This window comes from Bacteroidota bacterium, from assembly GCA_038746285.1.
In the GTDB taxonomy this organism is placed as follows: domain Bacteria; phylum Bacteroidota; class Rhodothermia; order Rhodothermales; family JANQRZ01; genus JANQRZ01.
Window position 1 is genome coordinate 18,242 of record JBCDKT010000014.1, and the last position, 17,882, is coordinate 36,123.

The 17,882-nt window shown below is 70.2% G+C and carries 18 protein-coding genes; all 18 read right to left on the reverse strand.

Annotation, left to right across the window (positions count from 1 at the left end; all coding sequences use genetic code 11):
* Nucleotides 1-6 precede the first annotated feature (6 nt).
* The 18 genes from AAGI91_06435 to AAGI91_06520 all read right to left on the reverse strand — a co-directional run bounded on the left by AAGI91_06435 (nucleotide 7) and on the right by AAGI91_06520 (nucleotide 17,879).
* Nucleotides 7-783 carry an AAA family ATPase gene (locus AAGI91_06435; GenBank protein MEM1042253.1) on the reverse strand — a complete coding sequence of 259 codons (777 nt, stop codon included), beginning with the start codon at nucleotides 781-783 and terminating at the stop codon, nucleotides 7-9.
* The gene (locus AAGI91_06440) at nucleotides 774-2,039 is read right to left on the reverse strand and encodes a flagellar biosynthesis protein FlhF (protein MEM1042254.1); all 1,266 of its coding nucleotides are present in this window, start codon (nucleotides 2,037-2,039) and stop codon (nucleotides 774-776) included. Before AAGI91_06440 ends, AAGI91_06435 begins: the two co-directional genes overlap by 10 nt.
* Before the next feature lie 85 nt (nucleotides 2,040-2,124).
* Complete coding sequence (gene flhA, locus AAGI91_06445; GenBank protein ID MEM1042255.1) at nucleotides 2,125-4,212, reverse strand: flagellar biosynthesis protein FlhA; 2,088 nt, start codon at nucleotides 4,210-4,212, stop codon at nucleotides 2,125-2,127.
* Between the two features lie 114 nt (nucleotides 4,213-4,326).
* A complete protein-coding gene (locus AAGI91_06450) occupies nucleotides 4,327-5,406 on the reverse strand; it encodes an EscU/YscU/HrcU family type III secretion system export apparatus switch protein (protein ID MEM1042256.1) in 1,080 nt (359 codons plus the stop codon).
* A gap of 174 nt (nucleotides 5,407-5,580) precedes the next feature.
* Complete coding sequence (fliR, locus tag AAGI91_06455) at nucleotides 5,581-6,351, reverse strand: flagellar biosynthetic protein FliR (protein ID MEM1042257.1); 771 nt, start codon at nucleotides 6,349-6,351, stop codon at nucleotides 5,581-5,583.
* A gap of 132 nt (nucleotides 6,352-6,483) precedes the next feature.
* Entirely contained in the window at nucleotides 6,484-6,753 is a 270-nt protein-coding gene (gene fliQ, locus AAGI91_06460; protein ID MEM1042258.1) for a flagellar biosynthesis protein FliQ, read from the reverse strand.
* 76 nt (nucleotides 6,754-6,829) lie between these two features.
* Nucleotides 6,830-7,654, reverse strand: a complete 825-nt coding sequence (fliP, locus tag AAGI91_06465) for a flagellar type III secretion system pore protein FliP (GenBank protein MEM1042259.1) — start codon at nucleotides 7,652-7,654, stop codon at nucleotides 6,830-6,832.
* Nucleotides 7,647-8,141, reverse strand: a complete 495-nt coding sequence (locus tag AAGI91_06470; GenBank protein MEM1042260.1) for a flagellar biosynthetic protein FliO — start codon at nucleotides 8,139-8,141, stop codon at nucleotides 7,647-7,649. The genes fliP and AAGI91_06470 overlap by 8 nt, the downstream gene beginning before the upstream one ends.
* A 170-nt stretch (nucleotides 8,142-8,311) precedes the next feature.
* On the reverse strand, nucleotides 8,312-9,118 hold the full coding sequence (fliN, locus tag AAGI91_06475; protein MEM1042261.1) for a flagellar motor switch protein FliN: 807 nt from the start codon (nucleotides 9,116-9,118) through the stop codon (nucleotides 8,312-8,314).
* 5 nt (nucleotides 9,119-9,123) lie between these two features.
* Entirely contained in the window at nucleotides 9,124-10,203 is a 1,080-nt protein-coding gene (gene fliM, locus AAGI91_06480) for a flagellar motor switch protein FliM (protein ID MEM1042262.1), read from the reverse strand.
* Between the two features lie 12 nt (nucleotides 10,204-10,215).
* On the reverse strand, nucleotides 10,216-10,728 hold the full coding sequence (locus AAGI91_06485; protein MEM1042263.1) for a flagellar basal body-associated FliL family protein: 513 nt from the start codon (nucleotides 10,726-10,728) through the stop codon (nucleotides 10,216-10,218).
* A complete protein-coding gene (locus tag AAGI91_06490; protein MEM1042264.1) occupies nucleotides 10,718-11,512 on the reverse strand; it encodes a flagellar motor protein MotB in 795 nt (264 codons plus the stop codon). The genes AAGI91_06485 and AAGI91_06490 overlap by 11 nt, the downstream gene beginning before the upstream one ends.
* A 38-nt stretch (nucleotides 11,513-11,550) precedes the next feature.
* The gene (locus AAGI91_06495; GenBank protein ID MEM1042265.1) at nucleotides 11,551-12,345 is read right to left on the reverse strand and encodes a MotA/TolQ/ExbB proton channel family protein; all 795 of its coding nucleotides are present in this window, start codon (nucleotides 12,343-12,345) and stop codon (nucleotides 11,551-11,553) included.
* Nucleotides 12,346-12,728: 383 nt separating this feature from the next.
* Nucleotides 12,729-13,991, reverse strand: coding sequence for a flagellar hook protein FlgE (locus tag AAGI91_06500; GenBank protein MEM1042266.1), 1,263 nt, complete (start codon nucleotides 13,989-13,991; stop codon nucleotides 12,729-12,731).
* A 148-nt stretch (nucleotides 13,992-14,139) separates the two neighbouring features.
* Nucleotides 14,140-14,517 (reverse strand): TIGR02530 family flagellar biosynthesis protein, encoded by a 378-nt coding sequence (locus AAGI91_06505; protein MEM1042267.1) that lies wholly within the window; start codon nucleotides 14,515-14,517, stop codon nucleotides 14,140-14,142.
* 30 nt (nucleotides 14,518-14,547) lie between these two features.
* Nucleotides 14,548-15,276 (reverse strand): FlgD immunoglobulin-like domain containing protein, encoded by a 729-nt coding sequence (locus AAGI91_06510; protein ID MEM1042268.1) that lies wholly within the window; start codon nucleotides 15,274-15,276, stop codon nucleotides 14,548-14,550.
* A 25-nt stretch (nucleotides 15,277-15,301) separates the two neighbouring features.
* Complete coding sequence (locus AAGI91_06515; protein ID MEM1042269.1) at nucleotides 15,302-16,114, reverse strand: hypothetical protein; 813 nt, start codon at nucleotides 16,112-16,114, stop codon at nucleotides 15,302-15,304.
* Nucleotides 16,115-17,351: 1,237 nt separating this feature from the next.
* Nucleotides 17,352-17,879, reverse strand: coding sequence for a hypothetical protein (locus tag AAGI91_06520; protein ID MEM1042270.1), 528 nt, complete (start codon nucleotides 17,877-17,879; stop codon nucleotides 17,352-17,354).
* Nucleotides 17,880-17,882: the final 3 nt, after the last annotated feature.

Consider the following 17,882-nt stretch of genomic DNA (forward strand, 5'->3'; position numbering starts at 1 on the left):
ACAGGCTCAGAGGCCGAGGGGGAAGCGCTCGCTCTGCCGCTCACCGAGGGCGGCCGCGACCGCGCCGAAGGCCTGGCGCATCGAGCCGGGCGCACGGACGGCCGGCGTCTGCGCCCGAACGGCGCGGCGCATCTCGGCCGCGTAGGGCACCCAGCCGAGGTAGTCCGGGCAGCGCCCGGTGAAGCGCTCGGTGATGGCCCCGAAGCGCTCGCTCACGCTCCGGGCGTCGTCCTCGGTGTCGGCCAGGTTGACGACGGCGCAGAGCGCGTAGCCAGGGTCGCTCTCCCAGACGAGCCGAGCGAGGCGGTAGGCGTCGGCCACAGCCGTCGGCTCGCCCGCGAGGACGAGCAGACCGAGGTCGGCCGCGTCGAGCGCCCACCGGACGGGGCCGTCGAGCCCAGCGGGCGCGTCGAGGAGGACGTAGTCGTGGTTCGCCCGGAGCGCGGTCACGACCCGGTCGAGGTCGGCCAGCAGGGAGGCGGTTTCGCGGAGCGGGAGGGGACCGGCCGCACCCTGGACGAGTGTCACGCCGGCAGCGGTGCGGAGGCAGAGGTCGGCCACCGGCCCACGCCGCTTCGACCACTCGTAGACGGTCGAGGCCGGCGTCTCGTTGACGAGGACCGCGCATGCGCCCTGCCCGAAGTCGACGTCCACGAGCGCTACGCGGGCCCCCGTCTCGGCGAGCGTCTCGGCGAGGTTGACGGCGACTACGCTCTTGCCGACGCCGCCTTTCCCGCTGACGATGGCAATCGTGGTCGGGCCTTTGGGTCGGACTAGCTCCATGCGGTCAGCCCTCCGGTCTCGGCGGCCCGGCCGTCCGCGATCTGCTCGACGAACCAGCCCGGCGTGAACGTCCGCACGCCGTCGGCCAGGCGCGGGCTCGTCGAGACGAACTGCACCGGCAGGCTGAGCGCGAGCAGCCACTCGGCCACGCGCCCCCAGCCCCGGGTCTCGTCGAGCCGGGTGAGCGAGGCGGCTGTCGGGCGAAGGGTGAGGCTGCGCAGGTAGGCGTCGTCGAAGCCTTCGAGCGCCCGCGTCGCGTCGAGGACGAGGTGCACGTCGAACGCGTCGACCTCGCTGAGGAGATCGTTCAGCCACATCGTCCCCTGCCGAGCCAGACGCGGGTTCGCCGGGAGCGAGGGCGTATCGACGAGGACCTGGTCGAAGGCGGCGGTGCGGGCGAGGGCCTGGCGGACCTCGTCGGGCGTGCGCGCGGTCTGGACCGGAAGTCCGTGGCGGCGGTAGAGGTCGGTCGGACTCTGGTGGAGGTGGTCGGTATGCTCGGGAACGAGGACGAGGGCCGCGGTCCGGCGCCGCCCGTAGAAGCTCGGGTGGAGGGCAAGCTTGAGCAGGAGCGAGGTCTTGCCGGCCCCGCTCGGCCCGAGGAGGACGAGCGTGCCCGCCGTGTCGTGCGAGGCGGCGGGGCGGTGGAGGAGTTCGCGCAGCTCTTGCATCAGCGCCCACCGCATCTCGCCGAGCATCTGCGGGCTGCGGTCGGCGGCGCGGAAGCCGCGCTGGGCGACGGCCTGAAAGAGCCGGTCGGCCGTGTCGGGCCGGAGGCCGGAGGCGAGGAGGTCGCCGTAGAGCGGGTGGACGAGCCACTGCCGGCCGAGTCCGGGCCGGTCAGCGTCGAAGGCGCGCAGCCGGTCGAGGAGGTCTCCGAACCGCCCGTCGAGGAGCGACGCAATAGCCGCGAAATCGGTAACGGGAGCGACCGGTTCGGGCTCGAACAGGGGGCGTGCCGGAGGGGGCGGCGCGGAAGAAAGTGCGGTCGCGGCAGCGGCAGGTTTTTCCGCTTGCACGAAGGCGGCCTGCGCGCCATAGCCGTAGCCTACCGGCTCAGCGACGGCTGGGGCGGGCTCGGCGGCGGGCGCTGCATGCGGGACGGCGGCCACGCTGTCCACCATCACCGTGACGCGCGCCGGCTCGGACTCGGTCGCCGCGACGGACTCCAGCAGCAGCACCTCGTCCCCGAGCAGGCGGCGCGCCTCGGCGAGCGCGGACTGGATGCTGGAGCCGGTCAGGGTCTTGATGTTCATAGCTACGGGCTGGTGGCTGTTAGCTGGTAGTTGCGTTCTATCCTGCTGGTAGCCAATAGCTAAGAGCTAAAAGCCAGGAGCTCCGTCAGACGATCTTGAGCTGGTCGTCCACGTCCACGGCAGCGTCGGGGACGAGGTCATTGTAGGAGAGCACGGTGAGGTCCGAGAGCATGGGCGAGAGGAACCCGAAGAGGGCCGCGCGGAGCACCGGCGAGGTGAGCAGGACCGGCGGGTAGCCATGCCCGAGCAGCGCCTTCGTGAGCCGGCTCGCTTCGGCGACGAACGTCTCGGCGCGGCCGGGGTCGAGGCCGAGGGTGTTCGGGTTGAGCGTGCCAGCTTCTGCCTGGTCCAACAAGTGCTGTTCCAAGACCGGGTCGAGGACGAAGCAGTGGACGCTCCCGTCCTGGGCAAACTGCTGTGTGATCGTCGGGGCCAGCGCGGCGCGGACGTACTCGGTGAGCACGTCGAGATTCTTGGTCTGCGGGGCGTAGTCGGCGAGGGCTTCAAGGATCGTGACGAGGTCGCGGATCGGGATGCGCTCCTGGAGGAGGCGGGCGAGCACCCGCCGCACGTCGCCGACCGAGAGCACGTTCGGCACGAGCTCCTCGACGAGCGCCGGGGCGGTCTCCTTCACCTTGTCGATCAGCTTCTTCGTCTCCTGGCGGTCGAGGAGTTTGTAGGCGTGCCCGCGGAGCACTTCGAGGAGGTGCGTCGTGATGACGGCGGCGGCCTCGACCACGGTCAGGCCGAGCCGCTCGGCTTCGCCCAGGTTGCGCTCGGCCACCCACACGGCGGGGAGGCCGAACGTCGGGTCCTCGCAGCGGACGCCCGGCGGTACGCCGCTCGCGTCGTCGGGCAACAGCGCGAGGTGGTAGCCCGGCATCACCTCGCCCTCGGCGATCGCGTTGCCGCGCAGCTTGATGACGTAGGTGTTGGCCCCGACCCCGACGTTGTCGCGGATGCGGACGGGCGGGATCACGACCCCGAGCTCGACCGCGAGCTGGTGCCGGAGCATCTTGACGCGCTCCAGGAGGTCGCCCTGCTGGTTCGGGTCGACGACCGAGATCAGCGAGTAGCCGATCTCCAGTTCGAGCGGGTCGACGAGGAGGAGGTCGGCCGGGGCGGTTTCCGTATCGGCCTCGGCGGCGGCGGCCTCGCGCAGTTCGGCCTCGTGGACCTCGATGGCTTCGGCGTGCTCCGCCTCGCTCCGCGACTTGCCGAGCAGGAGCGTCCCGCCGGCGAGCATCCAGAACGGGAGCAGCGGGAGCCCCGGCATCAGTCCGAGGAGCACGAGGAAGCCGCCGGTCAGCAGGATCGGCTGCGACTTCGTGAAGAGCTGGCCCTTGAGTTCGCCCGCGAGGTTGCCCTCGCCCGAGGCGCGGCTGACGATGATCCCCGCCGCGGTCGAGATCAGGAGGGCCGGAATCTGGCTGACGAGGCCGTCGCCAATCGAGAGGAGCGTGAACGTCTGCGCGGCCTCGCTGAGCGTCATCCCGTACTGCGCCGCACCGATCAGGAGGCCGCCGATGATGTTGACGGCGGTGATGATGAGGCCGGCGATGGCGTCGCCCCGGACGAACTTCGAGGCCCCGTCCATCGCGCCGTAGAAGTCGGCCTCGCGCGAGACGTCCTCGCGGCGCTGCCGCGCCTCGGCCTCGCCGATCAGCCCGGCGTTGAGGTCGGCGTCGATCGCCATCTGCTTGCCGGGGAGCGCGTCGAGCGTGAAGCGCGCCCCGACCTCGGCGATGCGCCCCGACCCCTTCGTGATGACGACGAAGTTGATGAGGACGAGGACCAGGAAGACGATCCCGCCGACGACGAAGTTGCCGGCCACGACGAAGTCGCCGAAGGCGGCGATGAGCGCGCCGGCCTTGGCCTCGCTCAGGATCAGCCGCGTGCTCGCCACGTTGAGCGACAGCCGGAAGAGCGTCGTCATCAGGAGCAGGCCCGGGAAGATGGCGAAGTCGAGCGGCCGGTTGGCGTAGAACGCCGTCAGCAGCACCGCGAGGCTGATCGCGATGTTGGTCGCCAGCAGGAGGTCCAGCAGGAACCCCGGCAGCGGCACGACGAGCACGAACAGTACGAACACGACGCTGCCGGCGACCACCATGTCGGTCCCGACGCGGAACGTCGGCGGCGCGGGCGGTGGGGCCGGAGCGGGAAGGTTGGACACGGCGGTTCAGCGAGCAGAAGGCAGAGGGCAGCGAGCAGAAGGGGCGCAGCATGCTGCGCCCGGGTCAGGCGTGGCGGCGTAGGGGCTTGATTAATCAAGCCCCTACCGTTGTAATCAAGCTCCTACCGTTGCATCACGTTGGCGGTAGACTTCGGCGAGGACGGCGGCGACGGCGGGGTAGAGGTCCTCGGCGATCTCGTGGCCCTCGTCGACCGTCGCGTGGAGCGCCCGCGCCAGCGGCCGGTCCTCGACGGTCGGGGTGCCGAGGTCGGCGGCGAGTTCTTTGATGCGGAGGGCGCGCTTGCGGACGCCTTTGGCGAGGACGCGCGGCGCGCTGCCGGTGAGCGGGTCGTAGGCGAGCGCGACGGCGTAGTGCGTCGGGTTGGTGACGACGACGTCGGCCTGCATCACGGCGTGGTCGAGGCGCGGGCGGCGGGCCATCTCGCGGGCGAGTTGCCGGCGCTTGCCCTTGAGGAGCGGGTCGCCGTCCTGGTTTTTGGCCTCGTCCTTCAGCTCCCGGTCGGTCATCTTGAGGTCTTGCTTGTACTTCCACTTCTCGAACGAGAAGTCGGCGGCGGAGAGCACCGCGAGGGCGGCGAGCATCTGGACGAGCAGGAGCGCGATCCACCCGGCGGCCATCGTGAAGATGCCCTCGAGCGGGACCGTGTGCAGCGACAGGATCTGCGGCAGATGGCTCCGGATGGCGAGAAACGCGAGCGGCCCCACGACGGCGATCTTGACCAGCGACTTGGCCGTCTCGAACAGCCCCTTCGACGAGAACATGCGCTTGAAGCCCTGGAGCGGCGAGATGCGGTTGGCCTTCGGCACGAGCGGCTTGACGGAGACGTTCCAGCCGGTCTGGGCGACGCTGAGCCCGGCCCCGGCCACGAGGAGGGCGGCGAAGAACGGCGCGAGCACGAGCGTCACCTGCCAGCCGATGTCCGCGACGAGGCCCTGCACGCTCGCCGTCGTGAACTCCATCGTCGGGGCCCCGAGGAACAGCCGCGCCGTCAGGTGCTGCAGCGCGCCGAACGCCGCTGGCATGCCCAGGATGAGGAGCGCCGCGCTGACGGCCAGCAGCCCCACCGACGACATCTCCTTCGAGCGAAACAGGTTGCCCTCCTCGCGCGCCTTCTTCAGGCGCGTCGGGGTCGGGTCGTGAATCTTTTCCTGTCGGTCGGGCTGGTCGCTCACGGCTCGGCGTGGGGATTCCGCCGTGCCATGTCAACGAGCGTGCCAGCGCGTCAACGACGCGTAGAACCATGCTGACGCTTGCGGAGGGCTTAGCTTCTGGAAGCCCACGCCGTCTGTTCAGGAAAGCCTTTCCCTACACTCCCAGAGCCTCACCCCCCACACGCCCAACCCCACCTAGCCGCCGAGCACGCCGAGGAGCTGCGCTACGTCCTCGACCATCCGCGCGACGAGGTCCGGGGCGACGGGGCCGAACTGCTGGACGAAGAGCGCGAAGAGGCTCAGCCCGGCGAGGATCTTGAGCGGCAGGCCCAGCGAGAACAGGTCGGCCTGCGGGACCACGCGGGCGAAGACGCCGAGCGCGACGTCGATCAGGAAGAGCGTCACCATGAACGGGGCGGCGAGGCGGAGGGCCGTCGTGAAAAACGCCCCCGTCCACTGGAGCAGCAGCGGCCCGCCCGCCGCGAGGTCGGCCCCGGCCAGCGGCACCACCTGGAACGACGAGACGAGCGCCAGAACGAGCTGCTGCGGCCCGCCGAGCAGGATGAAGAGCAGCATGAACCCCAGCGTGAGCACGCGCCCGAGCGGGTTCGACGGCTCGCCGCTGATCGGGTTGTAGATCTGCGCGAGGCTCAGGCTCATCTGGAACCCGATCACGTCGCCCGCGAACTGCACGGCGTAGAACACGAACTGCGCCGCGAACCCGAGCAGCGCTCCCGTCAGCGCCTCGACAGCGAGGGCCACGACGAAGCCGACCGGGTGCGTAACGCCCGGCGGGAGCGCGCCGCCGACGAGCCCGGCGAGGCTGAACGCGAGGACGGCTGCCAGCATCACCTTGACCTGCACTGGAATCAGCCGCTGCCCGAAGAACGGCGCCGCCACAAACAGCCCGCCGACGCGGACGAAGACGAGCAGCGCGCGCAGCAGGTGGTCGGGGTCGAGGAGCACGGCGAGGGATTGTTCGGCGTGGAGGGAATGGAAGGAGAGGAGGGTGGAAAGGAGGAGGCTGCGAGGTGGGAGGAGGCGGTCGGCATCAGGCCCTCCACGCTCTCCCTGCCCTCCACGCCCTTCGTTCCGAACTCACCGCGAGACGTTCGGGATGAACGAGAACGCCTGCGCGGCGAAGTCGGTCAGCATCTCCAGCATCCACGGGGCAAGGAGCAGGAGCATGAGGGCGATCGCGAGGATTTTCGGGATGTAGCTCAGCGTCATCTCCTGCATCGAGGTCACCGCCTGGAAGAGGCTCACCAGGAGACCGACCGCGAGCGCGACGCCGAGCATCGGGGCCGTCACGAGGACCGCGAGCTGCATCGCCTCGCGCATCCAGAACAGGGCTACGTCGGTGTTCATACGGTTGGGAATTCTCAGATTTTAGATTCTGGATTCTCTCTCCATTCCCTCCTTTCCTCCCGTTCCCCCCACGCCCTCATCCTCCCAGATACCCGCGCACGACAGACTCGACGATCAGGTACCACCCGTCGGTGAGGACGAACAGCAGGAGCTTGATCGGGAGCGAGATCATCACCGGCGGGAGCATCATCATGCCCATCGACATCAGCACGCTCGCCACGATCAGGTCGACCACGAGGAACGGCAGGAACAGCATGAACCCGATCTGGAAGGCGATCCGAAGCTCCGAGATCACGAACGCCGGGACGAGGACGTGCAGCGGCACCTCGGACACGTCGGCGAACCCGTCGATGCCGGCCATGTCCATGAACAGCATGAGGTCCTTGTCGCGCGTCTGCTCCAGCATGAACGCCTTCGTCGGCGCGGCGGCGAGCGCGAGGGCGTCGGCCTGGGTAATCTTGTCGGCGAGGTAGGGTTGGAGCGCGTTCGTGTTGGCCTCCTCGATCACCGGGGACATGATGAAGAAGGTCAGGAAGAGCGCCAGCCCGATGATGATCTGCGTCGGCGGCGACTGCTGCATCCCGAGCGCGGTCCGCAGGATGCTGAAGATGACCACGAGCCGCGTGAAGCTGGTCATCAGGATGATGATCGACGGCGCGAGCGTGAGCACCGTCAGCAGCAGCAGGAGTTGGATCGGGAGGGCGAGGTCCTCGCCGCCGCCGGTGACGGAGACGCCGGGGAGCGGAGTGAGCACGCTGCCTGATCCACCACCCGCTGCACTGCCCGTCGCCGTTGCCTCGGTAGCGAGGTCTGGCGACGTCTCCTGCGCCGCGGCCCCCGGCGCGAAACCGACCAGCAGCAGGGCGAGCAGGAGGAGGCGGACCGGGCGGGCGTTACGCATGCGTGGGTCGCCCGAGGCTAGTGCGGAGAAGCTCGGCGAAGCCCGGTGGCATCGGAGCATCTTCCGCGAGGTCGGGAGCACGCTCCGCACCGAATGCCTCGATGTCGAACGCCTCGGCGTCGTAGCGCCGCAGGAGCGTGATCTGCCCGCTCGCCACGCCGAGCAGCAGCACCTCGCCGCCGCAGCGGACGAGCCGGAGCTGCTGCCCCGCCGCCAGCTGCATCTGCCCGACCGGCTCCAGCAGCGCCGGCGCGTGCCCGGCCGAAGCCGCACGCTTGCGGAGGTGGAGCGCCCACGCCCCGCCGCCCGCCAGGAGAGCGAGGGCAAGCAGATTGCCCGCGCTCAGGAGGCGGGGCCCGGCGCGGGCCGTCTCGGACGCAGGGGCGAGGTGGACGACGAGGAAGAGCAGGAGCAGGCCCCCGGCGAAGAGCAGCGCGCGGCGGAGCGGGCGCGGCGTGGCGAGGCCGGGGCGGAGGCGGAAGCGCATCAGAGGGCGGATGGAGTCTGCGCCGGCCAGCGCCAAAAACGGTGCCGCCCGGCTCGGCCTCCGGGCAGCGCCGTCCCTGGCGACGCCTGCCGCTCGGAGCCGGGCGGAGCGGAAAAGCTTTCGTCCCGCCGGGGGAACGCCTTGCGGTACACAGCTCCGCCCGTGCGCCGTCAGAACAGCGTCTTCTGCTGCCGCTGACGGGCGGCGAGGCTCGTCACGCGCACGCCGAATTGCTCGTCGATCACGACGGCTTCGCCCTCAGCGACCAGCCGGCCGTTCGCGTAGATGTCCAGCGGCTGCCCGACGAGCTTGTCTAGTTCGACGATGCTGCCTGTGGTGAGGCGGAGCACGTCGGCAAGCGGCAACCGGCGGCGGCCGAGCTCGACGGTCACCTCGAGCTCTACGTCGGAGAGCATGTCCAGATTGCCAGCCTCGCCGCCGCCGAGGCGCTCGCTGCCCAGGTCCTCGAAGGAGGGTCGGGCAATGCCTGGGATGGCTTCGGCCGCGGGTCCGGGCGGAGGCGGGGAAGCCGCACGGTCTGGAAAAAGCAGATAGCCGGCCAGCGAGGCGTCGTCCTGCGCCCACTCGAAGGCGACGGCCTGCCCCGGCGTCGGCAGCGCAGGAGCCGATGCTGCCACGGCGAAGACGGCCTCCGGCACCGCCAGCCCTGCCGTCTTCGCTTGGTCCAGGAGCCCGCTGTAGATCCGGGAGGCGAGGTCCAGCAGGAGATCGTCCGTCTCGGCCGGGGCTTCGCCTGGCAGGGCTTCGGAGAGCGCAGGTACCCACCCGGCGTCGAGGGCCACCGTAAAGAGCAGCTCGCCCGCCTCCGAGCTCGCTGTCAGCTTATGACGTTCTGCCGCCACGTCGTCGGGTGCCTCGGTGGGCTGAGCAGTGAGCTGGACCTCGCGGCCGAGGAGGCTGGAGAGCACGGTGCGTACCGCGCCGAGGAGGTCCTGCATGGAGAGAGAGACACTCATGGTCTTCAGGCAGTAGGAGGGAACGCCGCCGGCTGTGCAACGTCGAGGATGCGGAGGGCGCGCTGCTGTCCAGCATGACCGGCGACGGCGCTGAACTTCTCGTGCTCCCCGATGAACACCTGGACGGGCTCCTGCGTCCGGCGCTGAAGCGGGATGACGTCCCCTTCCTGGAGGGTCGTCAGGTCATGGATCGACAGGCGCGTCCGGCCGAGCTCGGCGCGGAGCTCCACGTCCATCGTGCGGAGGGCGCGCTCGTAGCGGGCGCGGGTCTCGGGAGGCACGGCGGTCACCTTGCTCGACATCCAGCGCTGCATGCCCGCGTGCCCCATCATGTGCTCCAGCATGAGGTAGGGGTAGCAGAGCTTGACGAACGAGACGTGGCCCTGCACCTGGAGGTCGAAGGCGGCGACCAGGACGGGCTCCATGCTCGGGAGGATCTGGACGAACTCCGCGTTCGACTCGAACGCGACCTCGCGAAGTTTGATCTCCTGAAGGCGCTCCCACGACGTCTCCAACTCGTCGAACGCGCGGCGGACAACCCGGCCTATGATACGCTGCTCGATCTGGGAGGCCTCCTGCGTTGCCGCAGGGAACTGCCCCGGCCCGCCGAAGAGCTTCTCTATCATGTAGATGCCAAACCGGGAGTCCAGCTCGAGGATGAACTGGTGCTCCAGGCGCTGGCCCCTCGCCTCGCCGATGTAGAGCGCCGAGGGCGCGACGCTCGAGGCGACGTACTCCGAATAGAGGAGCTGCTGCACAGCGGACAGGGTGATCTCGACCATCGTGCGGAGCTGGGCCGAGAGGTAGACCGACAGGTCGCGGGCGAACGACTCGTGGACGTACTGGAGAACCCGTGTCTGGTCCAGGGAGAACAGGCGCGGCCGCCTGAAGTCGTAGGTGACGGCCTGATGCCTCTTCGACTCTGCCAACTCGTCCAGCAGGTTGAAATCGATAGGGGCACTGTCCACGCCTATCGCGGAGCGCATCTGCAGCAGCGCATCGATCTCGTCCTCCCCAAGCGTCTCGTGCAAGAGGTCGAGGTCCGTCGGGTCGAGGGGGAGAGGCTGGTCGGGAGCGTCCGGCATCGGGGCTGTGAGCTACTGGAGCATGAACTGGGTGAAGTAGAGCCTGTCGACGGTGCCTTCGCTGAGGAGGCCGTTGACGAGCGTGCGGATCTCCTCCTTGATGGCCTCGCGGCTGCCGACGTCCCCGAGGGTGCCGACGGTCTTCTGGCTGAGGGCGTAGTTGATGGCATCGCGGACGACGACGTCTTTCAGCGCGACCTCTTCGAGCACAGCAGCCTCGGCACTCTCCAGCGCTACGCTCACCATGAGGAAGCGGGCCCCGCCGGTCTCGGCCGGGTTGACGACGAGCGGCTCGAGCTGCATGAACTCCCCGTATTCCACAGGCGGTACGTCCTCGGGGTCGTCCTGCTGCGCGTTCACAATGCGGTCGACCGCTCCGAACTGGCTGTAGGCCACGGTGGCTCCGAGGCCGGCCGCAGCTAGCAGGGCGGCCGCCAGGATGACCCGGCCGCGCCCGCGACCGCCTTCAGGGGCCGGTGCCGCGCCGTCGGGGTGCTCAGCTTCAGGGGTAGGGTCAGCTGCCATCGGAAGGGCGCGGTGCGCGCGCAGAGATCGGGGTCGGAAGCCGGGGCCTGTCGACTGAGCCGGGGACAGGGGAGGAGGCCCCCGCGGGCTCTGCCGCGCCCCCCCACTCGAACAGGATCTCGACGCGCCGGTTGCGAGCGCGTCGGGCCGCGTCCTCGTTGGGGGCGAGGGGACGGTGCTCGGCGTGCCCGGTGGCCGTGTAGCGTGCCGGGTCGAGCGCGTGCTCCTGGCCGAGCAGGTAGCGCACTACCGAGGTAGCGCGCGCCGCCGACAACTCCCAGTTGGACGGGAAGCGAGGGGTTCGGATGGGGCGGTCGTCGGTGTGGCCCTCCACGAGCACGGCTTCGAGGCCGCCCGACCCGAGGATGCCGGAGAGCTTGCTCAGGAGCCGCCGCGAGGGCTCGAGCAGGTCGGCCTCGCCGGACCGGAACATGACGGAGTCCGTGATGATGACGTGCAACCCCTCGTCGGTGAGGTGAACGGTGACGGCGTCTTCCAGGTCGTTGTCCTTGAGGTACTGGAGCAGCTTCTCGTACCGCTCCGACCGTGTGCGCCTCCTGGTCATCTCCTCGGGCGACATGCGGCGAGAGGGGGTTGCGGCCCGGTGGTTCATCGGGCCCGTGCCACCGCTGAAGTAGCTCAGCGCCTCCTCGAACTTCTTGACCTCCACCTCGGACATCGCCACGATCATCACGAAGAAGGCCAAGAGCAGCGTCACCATGTCGCTGAACGTCGCCATCCAGAATGGCGCGGTGGGCATGCCGTTGTCTTCTTCCTCTTCCATACCAGGTTTAGTCCGTGAGGGGTCAGGCGCGCGCCGGGTCAGGCCGCTTGGGCGAGGGCGGGGGCGGAGTCGTCAGCGGCCGCCGGGTCCTCCTCGCCCCCGACGAAGGCCCGCAGGCGCTTCTCGAGGAAGTTGGGACTGTCGCCGCGGGCGAGGCCGAGGACGCCGGTCAGCAGCAGGTGGCCCTCCTGCGCCATCACCGCCCGCTGCTTCTTCGACTTGTTGGCCAGCGGGAGGAAGATGAGGTTGGCGACGAACGCGCCGTAGAAGGTGGTGATCATGGCGACGGCCATCGCGGGGCCGATGGCGCTGGGGTCGTTGAGGTTCTGGAGCATCTGGATGAGACCAATCAGCGTGCCAATCATGCCGAAGGCCGGGGCGTAGAGCCCGGCCGTGTCGCAGACGCGCGAAAAGAGGTGGGGCGTCCGGAGCCCCTCCTCCAACTGGGCGCGCATCAGCTCCTCGATCTCCTGCGGCTCCACCCCGTCGACCATCATCTCGAGCCCGAGCCGGAGCAGTTCGTTCTCGGTCTCGCCGAGGCGGCGGTCCAGGGCGAGCAGGCCCTCGCGCCGTGCCAGCCGGGCGAGGTCTGCCAGTTCGTCGACGTGGGCGCGCAGGTCGGGCTCCTGGAAGGCCAGGAACGCCTTGAGGGCGGGGAGCACGCCCATCATCTCCTGCATCGAGAAGGCCACGAACAGCGCCGCGGTCATCCCCCCGAGCACGATCAGCAGCGAGCCCGGGTCCAGGAACGTCGTCCAGCCGTCGCCCATGAGGATCGTCCCGAAGATGAGGACGAAACCCACGCCGAGACCGATGGGAGTTGACTTCTCCATAACAGGCGGAGGGGGAAAGAGGGTAGGCGTGCAGCGGAAAATCATGCCGCTGCGCCCGTCGCGCTGCCAGGGCCACGCGCGTGACGCCTCGGCAGCCCAGGGGTGCGGCAGGGGGTAGGCTCGGTCTTTTTATCGACCCCGGCAAGGCGCTGCTAAGCGGAGGCCCGATGGCCCGCGCCAAACCTGGGGCACGTTCGGAAACGCAGGGGGCTGCCATCCCGGACCCCGGTCCGGGACCTCGCCGAGCCCGAGGCGTACCCGAGACCCTGAGGCGGGTTCGGGGTGACGCCAGAGGGAGAGTCCAGACAGAGCCTAGAAGCGCCGCGCCCGTCGACTAGAGGGTCGACGGGCGCGGCTCGTGCCAGGGCTGCGAGGAGCGGGGCCTACCGCTTGAGCTGGACGACCTCCTGCAGCAGCTCGTCCGAGGTGGTGATGACCCGGGCCGAGGCCTGGTAGCCCCGCTGCGTCACGATCATCTCGGTGAACTCGGTGGCGAGGTCCACGTTGCTCGCCTCGAGGGCCCCGGCCACGACCGAGGTGACCACCTCCTGCCCCGCGCGCCCGATCAGCAGGTCGCCCGAGACGCTGGTCGCGCCGTAGAAGTTCTCGCCGAGCTGCTCCAGGCCCCCCGGGTTGTTGACCGTACCGATGGCGAGCTGGGCGATCGAGCGCTGCTCGCCGTTCGAGAACCCGACGGTGAGGATGCCCGAGGGGTTGATGCCGTAGCTGATGACGCGGCCCGCGGCCTGCCCGTCCTGCTCGCTCACGGCCGCTGTCGTCGAGCCGCCGTACTGGGTGAGGTCGCCGATGTCGAGCGTGATCGCGACGTCGTCCCCGGCGGAGTCCGGGAAGGTGCCGGTGATGTCGAACGTCGCCGGGTCCGGCGCGACGAGGTTGCCGTCGGTGTCGAACTCGATCGTGCCGGCCGAGACGGTGAGCGCCGTCGGTGGGACGGGCGGCTCCGCGTCAGGGTCGCCAGCGATCTCGACGGAGGCGATCTCCCACTCGTCGACGTCGGTCTTGCGCATCGTCATGACGAGCGTATGGGCCTTGCCCTGCGCGTCGTGGATGACCGACGTGCGCGTCACCTCGTTGTCGTCCGAGGTGGCGTCGATGTCGGCGGAGAGGTTGCCGCTGAGCCTGACGTTGGCCGTCTCCACGGGCGAGGCGGTCGCGTCGAGGTCGAGGTAGATGTCCTGGAGCTGGCCCGTGTTGAGCGTGCCGTCCTCGGCGAAGGCCCAGCCCTGGACGGCGAGGCCGCCCGAGGTAACGAGGTTGCCGGCGGCGTTGAAGCGGAAGTTGCCGGCGCGCGTGAGCACGTTCCCCTCGATCCCTTCGGCGATGAAGAACCCGTCGCCGGCCAGGGCGAGGTCGGTGCCGATGCTCGTGTTCTCGAACGACCCGACGTTCCAGTCCTGGTCGATGGAGGCCACGGCGACGCCGTTGCCGACGGTGGCGGGGTTGACGCCCTGGCCGCCCGCCGAGCGGCCGAGGCCGAGCAGCTTCTGCCCGAGCAGCTCGTTGAAGGCCACGCGGCTGCGCTTGAAGGCGACCGTGTTGACGTTGGCGATGTTGTTACCGATGACGTCCATGCGGACTTGGTGGTTGCGCAGGCCGGAGATGCCGGTGCGGAGAGAGCGAATCATAGGAGGGTCCTGTGGTTAGGGTGGTCCGCAGCGTCGGTCGGTCAGCTACGGTCCGGCCTCCCGGTGCGGCGCGCCGAAGCTCCTGCGCGCAGCGGTGGGGCCAGCCGGTGGTACGTGGTTAGTGAAACGGGAGGGTTGCGGGGCGGGATCAGAGCACGAAGGCGCTGTCGATCCCGGTGAAGACGCGGTCTTTGAGGTCCTGCTGCCCGAGCGCCGTCACGACCGTCCGGTTGGGGACGTTGACGACGAAGGCGGCGTCGGTGCGGAGCAGGAGGGCGTCGCGTGCGCCCTTGGCGTCGAGGTGCTGCATCGCCTCCGTGATCGAGGCGCGGTCGGCCTGGCTCAGCGAGATGCCGCGCTGCGCGATCCGGCCGGCGGCGTGGGCCGAGACGGTGAGGTCCGGCCCCTGGGCTCGCCGCAGCGTCTCGGCGAACGCCTCGCCCGGAGGCGCGGGGCGCGGTGCCGGCGACGGCCCCGCCGGCAGGCCGGGCGCGTCGACGCGGGAGGCGAGGTGACGGACGTTCACGGGAGGTCGGGTTGGTGAGCAGAAACAGGGCTAGGGGATGACGCTGATCACGTCGTCGAGCGCCAGCGCGAACGGCCCGATCCAGAGCCTCGGCCCGTCCTCGTCGATGCTGATCCGGTCCACGCGTCCGCGCGTAAACGTGGTTGCCTCGACGGCCTCGCCGTCGGTGTCCGTGGCCTTGACTTCGAAGGTGTAGGCGCCGGGCTCCACGGGGTCGCCTTTGTCGTCCAGGCCGTCCCAGGTCGGGACGTGCGCGCCCTCGCCGAGATGGCCCGGGCTGACCGTCCGGACGACGGCCCCGCTAGCGTCGCGGATCGTGATCGTCACGTCGGACGCCGGGGCGGCGAGCGAGAAGGAGAGTGCCGACGGGTCGGTGCCGTTGAAAACGGTCGTGTTGCCCTCGGCCTCGACCGTCTGCCCGATGAGCGCGGTGGCCGCGGTGAGCGTCGTCCGGTCGTTGATGGCGCTCGCCAGCGCGATCTGCTGGCCTGCCGCCGCCGCCGTGCCTTCGGAGAGGATCGCGAGTTGCTCGGAGTGGACCGCGAGCGTGCCGCTGATGTTGGCGAGCTGCTCGACGGACGAGAACTGCGCGAGCTGCGCGGCAAACTCGTGCCCTTCCTGGGGATTGGTCGGGTCCTGGTTGGCGAGCTGCGCCACGAGCAGTTGCAGGAAGTCGTCCCGGTCGAGGTCGGCCGAGCGGTCCGAGGTCGGGAAGGGGTTCTGCCCTTGCGAGACGTCGGAAATGGGGAATAGCTCCATAGGGTTGGGGGTTCAGGTGAGGGCCTTAGCCTACCCACTCGTTGCGGCCTAGGGGACGAGCGGGACGGTCCGTGCGTGCGGACTCGGCAGCCTCCGTGGCGGTCGGGGATGCGGGCGAATGAAGAGCAGGAGCAGGCTCCGGAGTCCCCTCCTGCGAGGGACGGCCCTCGTCCTGGGCGAACGAGAGGTCCACGTCGGCGTCGTACCGGCTTTCGAGAGCGCCTTGGAGCCGGTCGACGTGCTCGGCGGCAAGGGTGCGGAGGCGGGGGTCGCTGAACTGGACCGCGACGGAGACCCGGTCCTCGTCGCGCCGCGTGCTGACGGTGAGCTCACCGTCGGCACCGCCTAGCGCGAGGCGCACCGTCTGCCACGCTCCGGCGACGGCGCGCGGGGCCATCTCGCCGAGACGCTGGAGCCACGCTGCCGAGAGGATCGGGCGCGGCAGCAGCGCGGCCGGCTCGCTCTTGCCCGAGGGTACCGGTGCGGAGGCGCGTTCGGAAGCGGCAAGTTGGACGGGTTCAGCCTCGGGCAGCACCGCTTCGGCCGCCGAGGCGTCGGGGGCCGCATGCGGGCTCGGCACAGGTGGAGGCTCCGGGTTCGCCTCCGAAGGGGTCTCGGCAGCCGACAGCGAGTCGAGGGCTACGGGGCGAGGCTCGCTCGGCTGGCGCGGGTCCGTGGTCAGACGCTCGGCGGTCTGCGGCGTCGCGGCGCGCGCCGGAGGTGACCCAGCCTGGGGCGTGCTGGCGAGACCCAGCGGCCGGCCCGGGGGCGAGACAAACTCTGGGGCAGTGATGGCCGGGCGCGGGATGTCAGGGGCCGGGTGCGGTTCGGCACCCACCTGCGGTACGCCCGGCCGCTGAAGCGCGGGAGCGTCAGGCCCTAGGGCCGGCGCACGAGGCGCTGCGCGCTGAAGCATCGGCACCCCGGCACGCCCAGCGGGAGCCGGTGCAGGGAGCGCGACGGCCAGAGGCGACAGGGCAGCAGGCGGGTCATCGCTCGCGGCAACCCTTGCGGCCTCTGGTGCTGGGGGAGGCTCCGCAGGAACCCGGCGCGGGGCCTCGGCGGGAGCAGGCGGTGCGTTCGGAGGAGTGAGCAGCGCAGCCCGCGGCGGCGGCTCCGAAGCTAGGCGAACAGGTAGCGTAGAACTAGGCCTCACAGCGCCGGCAGCGTCCGGTGCCTCAGCTTCTGCAGCGCTTGCGTTTGCAGCGAGCGGATCGGCGGGGAGCGCCTGGGCCGGGGACGGCTGAGCTGGCCGCGCGCCAGCCGCGCCGCGGGCGCGCGCCAAGCCCTGGTGCGGCGCGAGGGCAGGTGCCGGCGCACCGGCAGTGCGTTCCTCCACCGGACGCTCTGGCCGAGCCGGTGCCGAGCGCTCGGGCACCGGGGGTACCGGCGCTGAGAACGTGGACGCCGAAGGAGCCGGTCTCGGAGATGCAGGTGCCGAGGGCATGCGCGCGAAGGGGTAGGCAGGCTCTGCCCGAGTCGCCTCCGCCAGAGACGGCGGCCTACCGGTCTGGAGGGTACCGGCAGGTGCAGGCGAGGCACCGAGTGGCTCTGCGTCAGGTGCGGGCAGGCCCTCGCCGGGCTGCGCAGGAGGCAGGGTGCTCTCCGAGGTCGAGGGTGCAGCCTGCTGCCGTAGCACCGACCGCCGGTCGCTGGGCTGGCGCAGCGCCGCTGCACCGGCGGGTTCGGTCGCACCGACACCGAGTGCCGGCTCTACGTCCGACTCTGGCTCTGCACCGGGTGCCGGCTCTGTGTTAGGCTCCTCCGACAGCGGGTTGGGTCCAGAGAGGGGCAACGCGTCCACCGGGTCTGCCTCCGCAGCAGCTCCGGAACCCGCTTCGAGGCCGGTGGCGAGCGGCTTACTGGCTGGCAGGGTAGAGGCCGCCGCAGCGACAGGGCCAGGGCGCGGAGCCTCCGTGCCTGGGAGCGGAGAGGCGGAAGCGAGAGAGGCCAGAGCGCGGCCGAGCGCCTCGCCGAACCCCAGGCGGGCGTCTGTCCCCGCAAGGGGCTGAGGGGTGTCCGAGGCAAGTGCCTCCGGGGAAGCAGGGAGGAGAGGGATCAGCACGGTGGAAGCGTCAGCTGGAAATGGCCGTGCCCTGGCCGGGCTGTGAAGCGAGGCGGCGTACGAACATCGCTGTCCGGGAGGGCTCGAGGGCGGCAAGCAGGCGCGTCCGGTCGCGCGCCGACGCCTCCGCGTAGAGGAGCGCCAGGACATCGAAGTCGAGGCGTGCGAGGACGGCGGAGAGGTCGTCGCGCTCGAGTTTGATCAGGGTGGCTATGAGGTCCCGAGCCTGGGCCTGCTGTGCCTTCGTCGTCCCGATCTCCGTCTGGAGCGCGCCGATCTGGGCCTCGTACTCCGCTAGGCGCCGCTGCAGGGCCGCGAGCGAGTCCGCCGAGGCCGGAGTGGGCGCCTCAGTTTCGGCAACGAGAGCAGCAGCCTCCAGGCTGTCGGCTGCGAGGCTGTCGGCCGCGAGGCTGTCGGCCACCATGCGCTCGGCGGCGACGAAGTCGGGGGCCACGATGGGCATCAGGACGTACGTCCCCGCGAGGCCAGCGACGAAGGCGGCGACGGAGCCGAGCGCGATGAAGAGAATGCTGCGCATAGA